The 16364-nt window shown below is 72.6% G+C and carries 16 protein-coding genes; 9 read left to right on the top strand and 7 right to left on the bottom strand.

The window, feature by feature from the left end:
• Positions 1–62: 62 nt before the first annotated feature.
• A complete protein-coding gene (locus ACIRDU_RS10275; protein WP_403576720.1) occupies positions 63–530 on the bottom strand; it encodes a hypothetical protein in 468 nt (155 codons plus the stop codon).
• A 28-nt stretch (positions 531–558) separates the two neighbouring features.
• On the opposite strand from ACIRDU_RS10275, the gene ACIRDU_RS10270 reads away from it, so the two are divergent.
• The 3 genes from ACIRDU_RS10270 to ACIRDU_RS10260 all read left to right on the top strand — a co-directional run bounded on the left by ACIRDU_RS10270 (position 559) and on the right by ACIRDU_RS10260 (position 2235).
• Complete coding sequence (locus ACIRDU_RS10270) at positions 559–690, top strand: hypothetical protein (protein WP_403576718.1); 132 nt, start codon at positions 559–561, stop codon at positions 688–690.
• Between the two features lie 24 nt (positions 691–714).
• Positions 715–1479, top strand: coding sequence for a DUF4239 domain-containing protein (locus ACIRDU_RS10265; RefSeq protein ID WP_403576716.1), 765 nt, complete (start codon positions 715–717; stop codon positions 1477–1479).
• Positions 1480–1704: 225 nt separating this feature from the next.
• Entirely contained in the window at positions 1705–2235 is a 531-nt protein-coding gene (locus tag ACIRDU_RS10260; RefSeq protein WP_403576714.1) for a hypothetical protein, read from the top strand.
• 104 nt (positions 2236–2339) lie between these two features.
• Here the strand turns inward: ACIRDU_RS10260 and ACIRDU_RS10255 are convergent, their stop codons facing one another.
• Positions 2340–2825: a hypothetical protein gene (locus tag ACIRDU_RS10255; protein ID WP_403576712.1), complete on the bottom strand. Its 486-nt coding sequence runs from the start codon at positions 2823–2825 to the stop codon at positions 2340–2342.
• 353 nt (positions 2826–3178) lie between these two features.
• Here ACIRDU_RS10255 and ACIRDU_RS10250 point away from each other — a divergent pair, with 353 nt between their 5' ends.
• Positions 3179–3847 carry a class F sortase gene (locus ACIRDU_RS10250; protein WP_403576710.1) on the top strand — a complete coding sequence of 223 codons (669 nt, stop codon included), beginning with the start codon at positions 3179–3181 and terminating at the stop codon, positions 3845–3847.
• A 40-nt stretch (positions 3848–3887) separates the two neighbouring features.
• On the opposite strand, the gene ACIRDU_RS10245 is transcribed toward ACIRDU_RS10250, so the two are convergent.
• Entirely contained in the window at positions 3888–4733 is an 846-nt protein-coding gene (locus ACIRDU_RS10245; RefSeq protein ID WP_403576708.1) for a polysaccharide deacetylase family protein, read from the bottom strand.
• Between the two features lie 89 nt (positions 4734–4822).
• Positions 4823–8107 carry a bifunctional lysylphosphatidylglycerol synthetase/lysine--tRNA ligase LysX gene (lysX, locus tag ACIRDU_RS10240; protein ID WP_403576706.1) on the bottom strand — a complete coding sequence of 1095 codons (3285 nt, stop codon included), beginning with the start codon at positions 8105–8107 and terminating at the stop codon, positions 4823–4825.
• A gap of 88 nt (positions 8108–8195) precedes the next feature.
• On the opposite strand from lysX, the gene ACIRDU_RS10235 reads away from it, so the two are divergent.
• Positions 8196–8657, top strand: coding sequence for a universal stress protein (locus ACIRDU_RS10235; RefSeq protein ID WP_403576704.1), 462 nt, complete (start codon positions 8196–8198; stop codon positions 8655–8657).
• Between the two features lie 44 nt (positions 8658–8701).
• Here ACIRDU_RS10235 and ACIRDU_RS10230 read toward each other — a convergent pair whose 3' ends face one another.
• Positions 8702–9856, bottom strand: a complete 1155-nt coding sequence (locus tag ACIRDU_RS10230; RefSeq protein ID WP_403576702.1) for a CapA family protein — start codon at positions 9854–9856, stop codon at positions 8702–8704.
• 221 nt (positions 9857–10077) lie between these two features.
• On the opposite strand from ACIRDU_RS10230, the gene ACIRDU_RS10225 reads away from it, so the two are divergent.
• The 4 genes from ACIRDU_RS10225 (at position 10078) to ACIRDU_RS10210 (ending at position 13367) form a co-directional block, all read left to right on the top strand.
• A complete protein-coding gene (locus ACIRDU_RS10225) occupies positions 10078–10623 on the top strand; it encodes a sigma-70 family RNA polymerase sigma factor (protein WP_306960889.1) in 546 nt (181 codons plus the stop codon).
• A gap of 153 nt (positions 10624–10776) precedes the next feature.
• Complete coding sequence (locus ACIRDU_RS10220) at positions 10777–11289, top strand: hypothetical protein (protein WP_403576700.1); 513 nt, start codon at positions 10777–10779, stop codon at positions 11287–11289.
• Between the two features lie 151 nt (positions 11290–11440).
• Positions 11441–12094, top strand: a complete 654-nt coding sequence (locus tag ACIRDU_RS10215) for a zf-HC2 domain-containing protein (protein ID WP_403576698.1) — start codon at positions 11441–11443, stop codon at positions 12092–12094.
• Between the two features lie 91 nt (positions 12095–12185).
• Positions 12186–13367 carry a PP2C family protein-serine/threonine phosphatase gene (locus tag ACIRDU_RS10210; RefSeq protein ID WP_403576696.1) on the top strand — a complete coding sequence of 394 codons (1182 nt, stop codon included), beginning with the start codon at positions 12186–12188 and terminating at the stop codon, positions 13365–13367.
• Between the two features lie 11 nt (positions 13368–13378).
• Here ACIRDU_RS10210 and ACIRDU_RS10205 read toward each other — a convergent pair whose 3' ends face one another.
• Together ACIRDU_RS10205 and ACIRDU_RS10200 are read right to left on the bottom strand one after the other, a co-directional pair.
• The gene (locus tag ACIRDU_RS10205; protein WP_403576694.1) at positions 13379–14242 is read right to left on the bottom strand and encodes an Fpg/Nei family DNA glycosylase; all 864 of its coding nucleotides are present in this window, start codon (positions 14240–14242) and stop codon (positions 13379–13381) included.
• Positions 14243–14264: 22 nt separating this feature from the next.
• Positions 14265–16352 (bottom strand): SpoIIE family protein phosphatase, encoded by a 2088-nt coding sequence (locus ACIRDU_RS10200; RefSeq protein WP_403576692.1) that lies wholly within the window; start codon positions 16350–16352, stop codon positions 14265–14267.
• Positions 16353–16364: the final 12 nt, after the last annotated feature.

Here is a 16364-nt window from a genome sequence, read left to right as displayed (position 1 = left end):
ACCCCGGCACGTCCTGGCGGCACAGGGCTCATGATCTTCGTCGTGCATGGACCCCTCTCGATTCAACCGGCCCTTGCCGCACGTGTCTTGGCGATGGCGACGCTGACCTGGGCGCTCGTCGGCGCACCGGCCGGCGTGGCGGTGGCCGACGCCTGCGCGTACGCCTCGACGGGGCCGGGCGGCACCGAGGCGGTGGCGTACGCCGGAAGCAGGAAGACCTGGCCGACCAAGCCGCCGTGCCCGCCTCCCGCGCCGACCCCCACGCCGACTCCGACCCCCACCCCGACTCCACCGCCGCCGAAGCCGACGCCCCCGCCGAAGCCGACACCGACACCGGATCCGCCGCCCTCATCGAAGCCCCCGCCCCCGCCGAAGCCGGCCCCCACGGCCAGGCCCGAGCCGCCGCCTCCACCGCCGCCGCCCGCGCCACGCCCAGCGCCGCCCCCGCCCCGGCAGGCCCCGAGGCCGGTGCCGCCACCGCCCGCTCCCCCGCCACCGCCCGCTCCCCCGGCACCGGCTCCGCCGGCCACACCCGCACCGCGTCCGTCCGCGACGCCCGTGCACTACCCGCGGTACCGCGCCGCGCCGCCGCGGCCACGGCCGGCGAACGGCACGATGTCGCCGCTCACCTTCGTCCTGCTCGTCACGGTGCCCGCGGTGGTGGCCGTCGCCGCGCTGCGCGCGCGCTGATTCCTGAAGCCCTGGAGGTACCTCTTGCCGGAATGGCTTGTTCTCACCCTCGCGATGCTGGCCGCCTGCGCCGTGGTGGTCGTCATCACCTTCGTACGCCACCGCACGGCGTCCGAGGACGAAGACCCCAGTGAGACCCCGGACGTCATCGAGTACATGACGATGTGGATCGGCGTGGTCTACGCCATCGTCCTGGGCCTGGCGATCGCCGGTGTCTGGGAGGGACGCAGCGCCGCCCAGGACCACGTGCAGGCCGAGGCCACCGCGCTGCACGAGATCTCGGAGCGGGTACGGGTCTACCCGGCCGGCGAGCGCGACCGCATCCGGGACGACATCCACGCCTATGTGAGCCACGTCGTCACCACCGAGTGGGACACCATGGCCGACAAGGGCGAGATGACCGAGCGCGGCACCGAGCGCTTCGAGCGGATCCGCCGGGACGTCACCGACTACGAGCCGGCGACGGACTTCGAGGCCCAGGCCTACCAGCCGCTGCTGGACCAGGTGACCGCGGCGAACCAGGCCCGGATCGCCCGGGCGGAGTCGACCGGGGAGACCATGCCGGGGGTGGTGTGGTTCGGACTGATCGCCGGGGCCGTCGTCACCATCGGGATGATCTTCGCGCTGCAGATCCGCAGAACGACACGGGAACTCGTCCTCGCCGGGCTCTTCTCGGCACTGATCGCCTTCCTGCTGTTCCTCATCTGGGACTTCGACTCGCCCTACAGCCGGGGCGTGACCGCGTCGGCGGACCCGTTCCTGAACCTCTTCCCGGGCGTCAAGGACTGACGGCGTCCCACAGCACGGATCCCGGCCGAGGGGCGCGCGACACACCGCCGCCGTCCCCCGGCCGCGCCGACGGCGTTCCCCCGGGCGGCCCACACGCGTGCCCCATTCGCGCTACTGCGATCGCGCCACCGCGCGCGTCTTTCTAGCGTTTCCGGCATCGAGGTGCATTTGTGACGTGAGCGGAACAGGTCCGCGATTGCTCCTCGGGGACCCGGAGGATTCACCATGCGCGCGATATGCGTCGCTTCGGCCGTACTGCTGGGCGCCGGCGCCCTCACCTCCTGTGTGCCCGCCGACGCGGCGATCCGTACCGACTTCGGCTTCAGCGTCGAGCCCTCGACCGTCGCGGCGGGGGGTGAGGTCACCCTGCGGGTGGAACGCAACCACGTGTGCCGGGGAAAGGCGGCGGTCAACTCACCGGTCTTCGACGTGGTCATCATTCCGCCGGGTGAGTCCTGGGCGACGGCCGTCGTCGACTGGGACGCCAGGCCCGGCGTGTACGACGTGTCGTTCGAGTGCGACAAGTCGAGCAGCACCGCCCGCCTGAAGATCACGGACGGGCGTCCGGCGCACCACCCCGCGCACCACGGCGCCCACCGCCCGACGCACCACCCCCAGAAGGGTGTGCACGCCGGTGAGGGCGGCACTCTCGCCGGCTTCGATCTCAAGGAGATCGGTCTGGGCGCGGCACTGATCGCCGGGTCGCTCGGCGTCGCCTACCACTTCTCGCGCCGCCCCGACGAGGACGCCGGCTGACGCGCCCCGCGGCCGCAGGCCTTCGCCCCGGCTCCCCTGGTGAGGGGAGCCGGGGCGAAGGCCGTTCACGTGCGAGGCTCGCAGAAGGATCGGGCCACGGGGCGTCAGATGCGCCGCTCGGCCCGGCGACGCATCCAGAACACACCGCCGCCGACGACCGCCGCGGCCACGAGACCGCCGCCGATGGCCATGTCCGTCGGAGTCGCACCGGTGGTGCTGCTGCCGCCGATGCCGCCGCGGACACCGCCGATGACGGTGAAGGCGTGCGGCTTGGTCATCCGCCGGCCGTTGCAGTCCACGGTGATGTCGTACGAGCCCGGTCGGGCGTTGTTGTGGATGGTGGCGGTGCCCCGCGCCGTCTCGTTGGCGCCGCGGACGGGCGAGAGTCTCGTCGGCGAGAACGCGTTGGACGTCGCCGTGCCGCCGTGGCGGCAGCCGTCGACCGTGATGGTCAGCTGGCCGCCACGGGCGATCACGCTGGGCAGGGCGACGATGTTGCGGGGCGAGTCCCACGCGGTGGCCGCGGGGGCGGAGAGGCCGAGGGCGGCGACCGCTGCGCCGGCGACCGCCAGGGCACGAGTGTTACGCATGTGAACCTCCGCGGAAGACGCCCCGGGACCCGTCCCCGGTCGATCGGCGAGAAAGCGCCTCCCAGAAAGACAGTCAGTTGCCCTGCCACGAGCCGCACTTCGGGGATGGTCCGTCCTGGTGAGAGAAGGCTGTGCGGGAAAACCGCACAATCGGATATCACCGCAGGTCACGGACTGTCAGAAATTTCCTCGCGGTGGCAACTCGGATGGCGCACCTCCTGTCCCCACTGCGCCCCTTCCGGCCCGCCGGGCCACCCGTTCGCCCCCGCCCCGTCGCCGGTTTCGTGCGTGCCGCTTAGCGTGCTGATATGCGCGATTGACACGGCGACGGCCGCGTCGAGAGGGGATGGCGAATGTCTGCGTCCGAGCTGGCCGAGGCGGAGGAGGAGGCGCGGCGGAAGAAGCGTGCCCCGTGGGGCGTGATAGCGCTTGTCCTGCTGACCGGCCTCGCGCTCATCCGGAATGGTTCGGGTGAGTTCGACGAGGGCCCGCCGCAGCCGGCGACGGCGGCCGCCGCGGACAGCAGGGTGCCCGGCGGCACCTCCGCCGCGACCGTGCCTCCCCTCCCCTACGCGCTCCCGGACCGGGTCAGGATCCCGGCGATCCAGGTCGACGCTCCGATCATCCCCGTGGGCCTGGACGCGGACGGCTGGGTCGGCGCGCCGCCGCCGGAGGATCCCAACCTGGCCGGCTGGTTCACCGGTGCCGTCACCCCCGGCGAGAAGGGCACCGCGGTCGTGGTCGGCCATGTCGACAACCAGCAGGGCCCCGCCGTGTTCTACGGACTCGGTGCCCTGAAGAAGGGACATCGCGTCGAGGTGGCCCGGCAGGACGGAAAGACCGCCGTGTTCGAGATCTATGGCATCGAGGTGTTCGAGAAGAACAACTTCCCCGGCGACCGTGTCTACGCTTCCAAGGGCGCGCCGGAACTGCGGGTCATCACCTGCGGGGGCGGATTCTCCGAGCAGGAGGGCTATGCGGGGAACGTCGTCGCCTTCGCCCGCTTGGTCGAGGTGCGCTGAGCGTTCCCGGCCGGGCGGGCGAAAGTCCCGACGGTCCTCCTTACGCGTAGTGCCGCCGGGGCACGGTGACGTGGTAGCCGGAATCGAGCAGTTCGGGCAGATAGCGCCGCAGGGCGCGCACGCTCTGCGAGCGGTCGCCCCCGGCGTCGTGGGCCAGCACCACGACGCCGGGGGCGGCGCCGTTCTCGACCCGCTCGACGATGGACCGGGTGCCGGGCGCGGTCCAGTCGAGGGTGTCGACCGTCCAGGCGAGCGGTTCCATGCCGAGTTCGGCGCCGAGCTGGAAGGCGGTGCGGTTCCAGGCGCCGTACGGGGCGCGGAACCACTCGGGGCGCTCCCCGTAGGCGTCCTCGATCACGTCGCAGGTGCGTTCCATCTCGCTGCGGATCTGCCGGCGGGTGAGACGGGTGAGCAACGGGTGGGACCAGGTGTGGTTCCCCACGACGTGGCCCTCGTCGGCCATCCGGGCCAGCAGGTTCTTGTTGCCGACGGCCATCTCGCCGCACACGAAGAACATCGCGCGCACGTCGTACTCGGCCAGGGTGTCCAGGATGTCCGGGGTGTAGCGGGGATCGGGGCCGTCGTCGAAGGTCAGCACCATGGTGCGGCCGCGGCCGGACACGCGCAGCAGCGGTTCGCGGCGTACCAGGGTCCGGCGGGGCGCGGCGTGCGGCGGGCCCCAGCCGGTCAAGGGCTGGAGGCGGTACGCGGAGGACGTGAGGGGGCGGCGGGCCTGGGAGCCCGCGGCCGGAGGGGAGGTGGCGGGTCCGTCCCCGGTGACCGCCGTGAGCACTCCGGCCGTCGCGGCCGCTCCCACGGCGCCGGCACCCGCGATCAACGCCCGGCGCCGGGTGAGCAGCCGGGAGAGCAACTGATCCTTCTTCATGACTCATCAGTCGCCCGGCGGACCGCCGACGCACCTGAGCAACACCGGTGCAGCGGCACGCATTCACCCGTTCGGCCCACGCAGGTGGGTCAACGGCGGCGCACCAGGGGGAAGGGCAGGGTCTCGCGGATGGTCAGTCCGGTGAGGAACATGACCAGCCGGTCGACGCCGATGCCGAGGCCACCGGTGGGCGGCATGGCGTATTCGAGGGCGTCGAGGAAGTCCTCGTCGAGTTCCATCGCCTCGGGGTCGCCACCGGCGGCGAGCAGTGACTGGGCGGTGAGACGGCGGCGCTGCTCCACGGGGTCGGTGAGCTCCGAGTAGGCGGTGCCGAGTTCGGTGCCGAAGGCGACGAGGTCCCAGCGTTCGGCGAGGCGCGGGTCGGTGCGGTGCTGCCGGGTGAGGGGGGAGACGTCGGTCGGGAAGTCCTTGTAGAAGGTGGGCAGCCGGGTCTTCTCCTCGACGAGCCGCTCGTACATCTCCAGGACGACGTCGCCGGGTCCGTCGTCGGCGGTGTACGGCACGCCGGCGCGGCCGCAGAGGCGGAGCAGCTCGGGCAGCTCCGTGCCGGGGTGGATCTCCTCCCCGAGGGCCTCGCTGATGGCGCCGTGGACGGTCTTGACGGGCCACCGGCCGGAGATGTCGTACTCCGTGCCGTCCTTGTGGGCGACGGGTCTGCCGAAGGCGGCGGTCGCGGCGCCCTGGACGAGTTCGCGGACGAGGTCGAGCATCACGTCGTAGTCGGCGAAGGCCTGGTAGGCCTCCAGCATCGTGAACTCGGGGTTGTGCTTGTAGGAGACGCCCTCGTTGCGGAAGGTACGGCCCAGTTCGAAGACCTTCTCCAGGCCGCCGACGCACAGCCGCTTCAGGTACAGCTCGGGGGCGATGCGCAGGTAGAGGTCGAGGTCGTAGGCGTTGATGTGGGTGGTGAAGGGGCGGGCGTTGGCGCCGCCGTGGATCTGCTGGAGCATCGGCGTCTCGACCTCGAGGTAGCCGCGTTCCAGCAGGCCCTGGCGCAGGGCCTGGACGGCGGTGGAGCGGGCGCGGATCACGTCGCGGGCGTCGGGGCTCGCGACCAGGTCGAGGTAGCGGCGACGGACCTTGGCCTCCGGGTCGGTGAGGCCCCGGCGCTTGTCGGGCAGGGGGCGCAGGCATTTGCCGGTGAGCTGCCAGGAGGTGACGAACACGGTCGGCTCGCCCTTGTCGCTGACGCCCGCACGGCCGGTGACGGTGATGTGGTCGCCGATGTCGGTGTCGGCGGTGAAGCGGTCCAGTGCGGGGCCGGAGCGGTCGCGGGTGAGGGCGAGTTGGTGGTCGCCGGACCAGTCGCGCAGGACGACGAAGACGATGCCGCCGAAGTCGCGGACCAGCATGATCCGGCCGGCGACGGTGACCTGCTCGCCCTGCCGGACCTCGGCGAGGGTGTGGGTGCGCGCCGGGATGCCCACCGGGTAGGGGTCGGTGCCGTCGGCGCGCAGCCGGTCGAGCTTGCGGTGCCGGAGCCGGACCTGGTCGGACAGGCCGGAGAGGGGGTCGGCGGGCTCGGCCCCGTCCCCTCCGGCGAGGCCGAGCGCCGCCAGCGACGGCAGCCCCTCCGTGGTGGCGGGCCGCCGTCCTCCCTTCGGGTGCCCCTTTCCCCACAACTTGCGCATCGACGGTACGGAGACGAAGCCCTCGGCGATGCCGGAGGCGAGGCCGACCCGGGCGAGGGAGGCGGCCTCCGCGTAACAGAGGAAGCGGGGGTACCACTCGGGGTGGTACTTGGCGTTGGAGCGGTACAGGGCCTCCAGCTGCCACCACTTGGAGAAGAACAGCAGCAGGCGGCGCCAGAGGCGGAGCACCGGTCCCGCGCCGATACGGGCGCCCTCCTCGAACACGGAGCGGAACACGGCGAAGTTCAGCGAGACCTTGCGCACGCCCAGTCCGGGAGCGGCGGCGCACAGTTCGGCGACCATGAACTCCATGACGCCGTTGGGGGCGGTGCGGTCACGGCGCATCAGGTCCAGGGAGACGCCGTCCCTGCCCCAGGGCACGAAGGACTGGACGGCGAGGAGCCGGCCGTCCCGGTCGAGGGCCTCGGCGAGGAGGCAGTCGCCGTCGGCCGGGTCGCCGAGGCGGTCCAGGGCCATGGAGAAGCCGCGCTCGGTCTCGGTGTCGCGCCAGGCGTCGGCCCGCTCGACGATCTGCCGCATCTCCTCCTCGGAGAGGGCGGCGTGGCGGCGGACCCGGCAGGTGACGCCGAGGCGGCGGACCCGGTTGACGGCCTGGCGGGTGACGCGCATGTCACGGCCGTCGAGGTCGAAGTCGAGGACGTGCAGGATCGCCTCGTCGCCGAGCTGGAGCGCGCCGAGCCCGGCGCGGACGAAGGCCCGGGCGCCCTCTTCGGAGGCGCCCATCACGGCCGGGACCCAGGCGTGGCGGCGGGCCACGTCCTGCCAGGCGGCGATCGCGTGCGGCCAGGCCTCCCGGTCGTCCACCGGGTCGCCGCCGGCCAGGCACACCCCGGCCTCGACGCGGTAGGTGACGGCGGCTTTGCCGCTGGGTGAGAAGACGGCGGCCTTGTCGCGGCGGGTGGCGAAGTAGCCGAGGGAGTCCTGGTCGCCGTAGCGGCCGAGGAGGGCGCGGATGCGGGCCTCCTCGTCGTCGTGCAGGGCGGCTTCGAGGCGCTGGGAGCGGAACAGGGTGGCGGCGGCGTTCAGCAGGGCGAGCGCGCCGAACAGGCCGAGCAGGAAGAACAGGGCGTGCGGCGGGCGCCCGTCGAAACTGCCCGCGGGCACGAGGCCACCGCAGACCCGGTTCGCGGCCCAGGCCAACCGCCGGCCGCTGGGCAGGGTCCCGGGGAAGGCCTCCACCAGGGCCCAGCCGACCAGGATCGCCACGACGAGGCCGGCGACCAGGACGGCGAGGGCCCGGCGTACGGCGGCGCGGCGGGAGGCGGCGTAGAACTCCCCGCGGGCGATGACCAGCAGGATCAGGGCCAGGCCGCACACCACGAAGGAGGGGACGGACCGGGCGAAGTCGCCGACGGCCATGCCGAGGATGTCGGTGAGGACCAGCAGGCCCAGGTAGACGACGACCAGCCACCAGGCGATCTTCTTGCGGGCGCCGGTCGCGGCGGCGAGCAGGAACAGGAAGACGGCGTAGGCGAGGTTGGCGCTGACCGGGACGAGCAGCAGGTCCAGGAAGCGGACGAGCGGGCGAAGGCCGGTGCGCAGCGGCGGGATGACGGCCAGCAGGGCGCAGAGCAGGCCCAGGGCGCCGAGGAAGACCGCGAAGCCCTCGGGTACCCGGCTGAGGAAGCCGTGCGCCCGGTGGGGCGGCCGTATCGGGCCTGCGGTGTCCTCGGCCGCCCCGGTGCCCGCGCTGACGCTCATGCTGTCGACTGTAGGAACCCGGGGGCCTCCCCGCCCGTCGAGCGCCCGGCGGGCCGGCGGGCCCATACGGTTCCGATAGCCTCGCGGCGTGAGCGAACAGCACTCCCATCGGTTCGAGCGCGGCACGGACGGGCCGAAGGTGATCGTGGCCGGGGTGGACGGCTCCGACTCCTCCCTGCGGGCCGCGGCCTACGCCGGTGGCCTGGCCCGGCGCCAGAACGCGCTGCTCGCCCTGGTGTACGTGCAGCCGGTGCTGGCGGCGGGCGCGGCGCTGGGTGCGCCGGTGGCCGAGACGACGGACGAGATCGCCGAGGACTTGGTGGCGCAGATCCGCGACGCGGCCGAGCGGCTGAAGGGGATATTCGAGGTCCGCTGGGAGTTCCACACGTTCCGCGGCGACCCGTACAACGGTCTGGTGAGGGCGGCCGACGAACTCAAGGCGGACGCGGTGGTCGTGGGCGCCTCGGAACAGGCGGGCCACCGCATCGTCGGCTCGGTGGCGGTCCGCCTGGTGAAGGCGGGCCGGTGGCCGGTCACGGTGGTGCCGTAGGGCGTCCCGGGGTTTCGTCCGATCCCTGCGAGCCGGTGTAGGCGCTACTCCCCCATCACCAGTCCGTCCTCGGCCGCGCCGCGGCTGAGCACGACGTCGCGGATGCGGTCGCGGACGGCCCGGACGTCGGCGCCCTGGGCGAGCGCCCGGTTGAGGTTGACGACCCGGCCCGCGTCGACGTCGAACAGCTGCGGGACGAACTCCGCCTTCGTCACCTCCCAGCGGTCGCCGGGCCGTGCGGGCGGGGCGAAGGTGAAGCGGCCGAGCGTGGACTGGTTGCCACGCGGGTCCTTGGCGCCCTCGTGGTTGGTCATCTCGCCGGCGATCTGGTCGCCCATGCCGTAGATCACCCAGGTGCCGTTGACCTTTTCGTAGGCCTGCGGGACGTGTGCGTGGGTGCCGAGGATCAGGTCGATGTCGGGGCGGCCCGCGGTGCGCGCGGCGGTGAGGTTCCGGGCCAGGGTCAGCTGCCGGTCGTCGGGGGCGTCCTGCCACTCGGTGCCCCAGTGCAGGGAGACCAGAACCACGTCGGCGCCCTCCCGGCGTGCGGCCCGGGCGTCCGCGAGGATCCTGGTCTCGTCGATGAGATTGACGGCCCAGGGCTGCCCGTCCGGGAGGGGGAGGCCGTTGGTGTCGTAGGTGTAGGCGAGGTGGGCGACCTTCGCCGGGCCCGCCCGGAGGACGGTCGCCGTGCGTGCCTCCTCCTCGGTGCGAGCCGAGCCGGAGTGCCGGACGCCCGCGCGGTCGAGGGCGTCGAGGGTGCGGCGGATGCCGTCGGCGCCGGCGTCCAGGGTGTGGTTGGAGGCGGTGGAGCAGCCGTCGTAGCCGGTGACGGCGAGGGCCTCGGCCACCTCGGGCGGGGAGGTGAAGGTGGGGTAGCCGGTGTAGACGCCGTCCGCGCCGTAGACGGTCTCCATGTGGCACAGGGACACGTCGGCGCGGGAGACGACGGAGCGGATCCCGGCGAGCATCGGCCGGAAGTCGTAGCCGGTGCCGCCGGCGTCGAAGCGGGCCCGGTCGATGATCGAGTCGTGCGGGAGGACGTCACCGGAGGCGACCAGCGTGAAGCCGCGGGGTTCGGCGGCGGCCGGTGCCGGGCGGCCGCGGTCGGGCTTCTCGTGGTCGCGGGCCTGGCAGGCGGCGCCTGCGGCGAGAACGACGGTCAGGGCCAGGGCGATCTGTCGACTGCGTGCGAGCATGCATTCACCCCACTGTGGGCGTTGTGGTCGTATTTACACGCAAATAGGAAAGAAGGCGCACGCCGCCCCATGCGGCTCCGACACGCTCATCAGCCCGTCCGGCACCCGCATGGCCGGGCACCTGACCGTTCGTCGAACCGTTCGTCGACGCGATCGACCGTCCGCCGCACAGCCGGGTACGTGCCCTGTCCCCCCGCCGTGCCCTGCGGTGGCATACGGCCATGACGGCCGGATCCACTCTCACGAACGGAACGACCGCCGAGCACGAGCTCGCCGCACTGCAGCGGGAGCACGGCCGGCCCCTCTTCGCGCTGCTGCTGCGGCTCTGCGACGGCGACCGGCAGCGCGCGGAGGACCTGGTCCAGGAGACGCTGGTGCGCGCCTGGCAGCATCCCGAGGCCCTGCGCGCCGACGACTTCGACTCCGTGCGGCCCTGGCTGATGACCGTCGGGCGGCGGCTCGCGATCGACGCCCGGCGGGCCCGCCAGGCCCGTCCGGCCGAGGTCGGCGACGCGGTGCTGGAGAACGCGCGGGTCATCTCCGACCACGCCGAACGGGCGGCGGCGATGCTGGATGTCCGCCAGGCTGTGAAGACACTCACTCCGGAGCACCGTGAAGTCCTGGTGCTCGTGTACTTCCAGGGGGCGAGTGTGGCGGAAGCAGCGGCGACCCTCGGGATCCCGCCCGGTACCGTGAAGTCCCGCGCGTACTACGCGCTGCGCGCCCTGCGCAGGGTGCTACCGGGATACGCCGCCGACCTGCGGTGAAACCAATGGATGGGTCAAGCCTCCGTAAAGCGCCTTGCCGATGACCCCGGTTGAGTAATCGGGTGTTCTCATCCGTGTTCCGCAGGGGGCCGTCAGCGTCCCCGGGGGCCCGGTGTCGGGCGACGCGCACGTACCGGAGGAAGGCAGGAAGGGATGCTGCACGAAGAGCAGGGGAGCACGGACGGTGCCGACGGCGAACTGACCGTTCCCATGGCGTGGTTGTACGCCGAGTACATCGCCGACGAGCTGCTGCGGACCGGCGATCTGATGCCGCCGACGTCCTTCGAGTTCCGCGCCGGACGCGATGCCCTGGCGCTGACCGTCTTCCTGTCCGACACCGACGGGGAGCTGTCCGGCATCCGGGTCGTCACGCAGCTGGAGACCTGGCTGTCGCTGACCGCCTACGACCAGCCGTGGCAGGAGTGGGTGCGCGAGCGGCTGGCCGAGCTCGCCACCGGCGCCGCGCGGTCGGGCCGGCCCGCGCCGGACCTGGACCTCGCGGAGGAGGCGTGGCGCTGGTTGCAGGAGACGGAGCTGCTCGCGCCCGATCTGAACGCGGTGCCGGGGGGCGCGCCGGTGGTCGGGGAGGACGACGGGCCGAAGGTCTGGACACCCGCGTGGCAGCTCGGACTGCCGTTGGGACACCTCGCGATCCATCTTTTTTAGATTTCCGCGGCCCTGGACCAATCCGGGGGCCGGAGGGCTCCGAATCCTTTGGTTGCGATTGTGTCACCGGCTTGAGTGATTCCGCTGCCTGGTCCGTACCGGTGGGAGCAAGGAGTAACCCCACCCGCACCCAACGGCACGAGGATTCGGCATGAGGTCCCTGGAGAGGCATCGCGACGTCGCGGCCTACGCGCTCGGCGTGCTGGACGAGGCGGAGGCCTTCCGCTTCGAGGACCACCTCATGGAGTGCCCTCGGTGCGCTGCAGAGGTGACGGAATTCGGCCCGACCACACGGCAGTTGATGCTGTACCGGCGGGCGACACCACGGTTCGTGCACCCGATGGCGCAGCCCGGGCCGCGCATGCTGGACGGGTTGCTGGCCGAGGTGGCGACCCGGCGCCGAACCGGACGCAGACGCCTGCTGTTCGCCCTCGCCGCCTCGGTGGTCTTCGCGGCGTCGGTGCCCGGCATCGCGATGATGGCCGAGGGCAGCGCGGAGGAGCCCCGGACGGTCGCGGCGACCGACGCGCGGACGGGCGTGTGGGCGCAGGTCACGACGGAGGACGAGGCCTCGGGCAGCCAGGTCGAGCTGAAAGTGAAGGACGCCTCGGGTCCGCGCGCCTGCCACCTGGTGATCGTCGGCCACGACGGCACCGAGGAGACCGCCACCAGCTGGCACGGGCCCGGCCACGGCGATGACCCCGACACCATGATGGCCAGCTCCTCCATGCATCCGGAGGACATCGCCCGCTACGAGATCCGCTCGGCGGCCGGCGAGCTCCTGTGGAGACTCCAGCCGAGCTGACCATCCGTCCGCCCCTGTCGCCGGGCGCTCCCCGCGCCCCGGTGTGAGACTGCTGGACGAGGCACCCGGACAGCGCGCGAGGGGAGACGAAGTGGCGACGGCGGAGACCGGCGACGGTCGTCTGGAGGAGTTCCTCGCCGACCCGCAGACCGCTGCGCTGGACCTGACCACCGCCGCGGCCCGCTGTACCAAGGCCCTCGGGATCCCCCACTCCGTGGTCTACCTGGCCGACATCCAGCAGCGCCGGCTCGTGCCGCTCACCGACGTCACCTCCTCGCTCCTCGTCGACGACTCGCTCGCGGGCTGGACCTACCGCACTCAGTCGCTGCGTGTGGCGGAGTCCGAGTCGGGCGGCATGACCGCCTGGCTGCCCCTGGTGGACGGCGCGGAACGCCTCGGCGTCCTCGCCGTGCACGTGCCCGCGCTGACGCCGGCCGTCCTGCGCAGCGCCCGGGCCCTCGCCACGCTGGTCGCCATGATGATCACCACCAGCCGGGCGTACGAGGACTCCTTCGTCCGGCGTACCCGCATGCACCGGATGCGCCTTCCCGCCGAGATGCTGCGGGCCTTCCTGCCGCCCCGCACGATCGGCACCGCGCACGTGGTGTCCACGGCCGTGCTGGAACCGGCCTACGAGCTCGGCGGCGACGCCTTCGACCACTCCCTCACCGAGACGACCCTGCACGCCACGGTCCTCGACGCCATGGGCCACGACCTGGCCAGCGGGCTCACCACGGCCGTTTCGCTGGCGGCGTGCCGCAACGCCCGGCGCTCCGGTGCGGACCTGCCGGAGCTGGTGGAGTGCGTCGACGACGCGCTGGCGCAGTGGCTTCCCGACCAGTTCTGCACGGGCGTCCTGGCCCAGCTGGACCTCGCCTCGGGAGTGCTGCAGTGGACCAACTGCGGTCATCCCACCCCGCTCGTGATCCGCGACCGGCGGCTGCTCGTCGACGCCATGCTGCGCGAGCCGGATCCGCCGATGGGCCTGCCGTCCCTGCTCGCCGGACGGAGGCGGCCGGTGCACGAGATCGCGCTGAAGCCCGGCGACCGGGTGCTGATGTACACCGACGGGGTCACCGAGGCGCGGTCGGAGGGCGGCGGGGAGTTCGGCCTGGAGCAGTTCGCCGACTACATCATCAGGGCGACGGCCGCCGGTGAGCTGGCGTCCGAGACCCTGCGGCGCCTCATCCACTCCATCCTCGACTCCTCCACCAGCCGGCTGCGGGACGACGCGACCATCCTGATGTTCGAGTGGACACCGCCGTCCCGGTGAGGCGGCCCCGGTCACTTCAGCAGGCGTGACATCCTGCGGTCCGCGAGCGGCTTGCCGCCCGTCTGGCAGGTCGGGCAGTACTGGAGCGAGGAATCGCTGAAGGACACCTCGCGGATGGTGTCGCCGCACACCGGGCAGGGCTCGCCGGTGCGGCCGTGGACGCGCAGCCCGCTCTTCTTCTCGGCCTTCAGCCGACCGGCCGCCACGCCCCGGGAGCGTTCGACCGCCTCGGTGAGCGTGTCGCGCAGAGCCGCGTACAGCCGCCGGGTCTCCTCCTCGCTCAGGGACGCCGCCAGTTTGAAGGGCGACATCTTCGCCGCGTGCAGGATCTCGTCGCTGTAGGCGTTGCCCACGCCCGCGATCAGGCTCTGGTCCCGCAACGCGCCCTTGAGCTGCCGCCGTTCACCGGCCAGGAGCTCCGCGAGGCGCCCCTCGTCGAAGTCGTCGGCGAGCGGATCCGGGCCGAGCCGGGCCACGCCAGGGACCTCCTGCGGATCGCCCACGACGTACACCGCGAGCCGCTTCTGGGTGCCGGCCTCGGTCAGATCGAATCCGGCGCCGGTCTCCAGGGCCACGCGCAGCGCGAGGGGCCCCTTGCCGGGGCGGGGCGGGCCGTCGGGGAGGCGGTCCTTCCAGTGCAGCCAGCCCGCACGGGCCAGGTGCGTCACGAAGTGGGGGCCGTCCGCGGTCTCCAGGTCGAGGAACTTGCCGTACCGGCGTACGGCGGTGACCTCGTGGCCCTCCAGCGCGGACAGGGGCGGTTCGTACGTCTTCAGGACGCTGATCGCGACGGGCAGCACCCGTACGATCTCGTGGCCGACGAGGTGCTCGGTCAGGAAGTCCTTGAGCGCCTCGACCTCGGGGAGTTCCGGCATAGGTCCAGAGTGCCACGTGGGGTCAGTCGTGGTCGGGCACCACGAACTCGCACCACACGGCCTTGCCGCCGCCCCGGGCCTCCACCCCCCACACGTCGGTGAGCAGCTCGACCAGGAGCAGGCCACGGCCGGAGACGCCCGACTCGCCCGCCTCGCGGCGGCGCGGCAGGGCGCTGGAGGAGTCCTCGACCTCGACGCGCAGCCGGCGCTCGGAGCCGGTGAAGGCCCGCAGGGTGACGACGGCGGAGCCCTCGGTGTGCATCAGGGCGTTGGTGATCAGCTCGTCGGCGACCAGTTCGATCTCGTCGGCGCGATCGCCCGCTCCCCAGGCGGCGACCGCGCTGCGGATCATGCGCCGGGCCTCGGTCAGGGCGGCCGGGTCGCCGGGGGCCACGTGGTGCTGGAGCCGGCGGCCGGACTGCGGGCTGTCGGGGCCGCGTCGGCGCAGCAGGAGCAGCGCCACGTCGTCGTCGCCGCCGCGCTCGGCTGCCACGTCGATGAGCCGCTCGGCGAGGTCCCGTACGTCGTCGGGGCCGGTGGCGACGAGCGCGCTCAGGGTGCGCATCCCGTCGTCGAGGTCGGCGCCGGGCTGCTCCACCAGGCCGTCGGTGCACAGCAGCAGGGTGTCGCCCGGGTCGAGCTCTATGGTGCCGACGGGGTACTCGAGGCGGCCGAACTCGGCGGACAGCCCGAGCGGCAGCCCGCCGGGGACGGTGACACGGAGGCAGGAGCCGTCGGTGTGGCGCACCAGCGGATCGATGTGGCCGGCCCGGACCATCTGGAGCACGCCCGTGGTCAGGTCGGCCTCGGCGTAGAGGCAGGTCGCCGAGCGGTCGGTGTCGAGTTCGTGCAGGAAGACGGAGGCCCGGGCCATGACGGTGGCCGGGGGGTGTCCCTCTGCGGCGTAGGCGCGCAGCACGATGCGCAACTGGCCCATGACGGCGGCCGCGTGGGTGTCGTGGCCCTGGACGTCGCCGATGACGGCGCCGACCCGGCCGCCGGGCAGCGGGATCAGGTCGTACCAGTCGCCGCCGATGTCCCGGCCGACGGAGCCGCCGATGGTGGCGGCGCGGTAGCGGACGGCGACGTCGGCGCCGGGCACGCTCGGGATGGTCCGGGGCAGCATGGCCTGCTGGAGGCCCTGCGCGAGGTCGCTCTCCTGCTCGAAGAACATGGCCCGCTGGAGGCTCTGCGCGATGCTGCTGCCGAGGGCGACGAGGATGTTGCGCTCCTCGGAGGTGAAGCCGTACCGGTCGCTGTAGAGCAGGCCCATCGCGCCGATCGGCCGGGCCTGGACGATGAGCGGCAGGTAGGCGGCCGAGGTGATGTTGAGGTCGGTGATGTGGGGCCACAGGATCGGGTAGCGCTCGGCGAACTCCTCCGGTGACTCGATGAAGCACGGGCCGAGGGTCCGTACGGCCTCGCTCATCGGGTAGGGCTCGTCGATCCGCGTGACGCGGGTGCCGGGCACGAAGCTGTCCGAGGGGCCCTCGGCGACCAGGCGGATACGGCCGGCCTCGACGAGGCCCATGACGAGGCTGGTGGCGCCCAGGTGGACGAGGCCGTGGGTGTCCTTGAGGACGTCGATGACGTCCTGGACGGTGCGGGCGTGGGCGAGGGCGGCCGTGGTCAGTTCGACCACGCTGGTCTGCTGCCGGCGCGCCTCGTCCTTGGCGGCCTGGTCGCGGCGGGCGTCGCTCTCGCCGAGCTCCTGGGTGGCGTCCCGGATGATGCCGATGATGCGGCGAGGGCGTCCGGTGTCGTCGCGTCGGATGTAGCCCTGGGTGTGGGTCCAGCGCAGGGTGCCGTCGCGACGGCGGATGCGGAAGTAGGCACCGTAGTTCTCGCTGCCGTTCTTCAGTGCCTGGGAGACCGCGGTGTCGAGGCGCCGGGATTCGTCGGGCGGGACGCGCTTGGCGAGGGTCTCGGGGTGGTCGTCGTACTCGTCGGGGCGCACGTCGAAGACCTCGTGGGCCTGGGCGTCCATCTGCATCAGCCCGGTGTCCAGATCCCAGTCGAAGCTGCCCATCCGGTTGAGCGCGAGGATCGGGTCCGGGTGGGCGGGCCAGTCGTCCGGGAGTGACAGAGCGCTCGCTCCCCGATCAGCCATGGGCCCACCTTG

It is taken from the genome of Streptomyces sp. NPDC093598 (genome assembly GCF_044764825.1).
Classification (GTDB): Bacteria; Actinomycetota; Actinomycetes; order Streptomycetales; family Streptomycetaceae; genus Streptomyces.
This window is presented reverse-complemented; position numbering and strand designations above follow the sequence as displayed.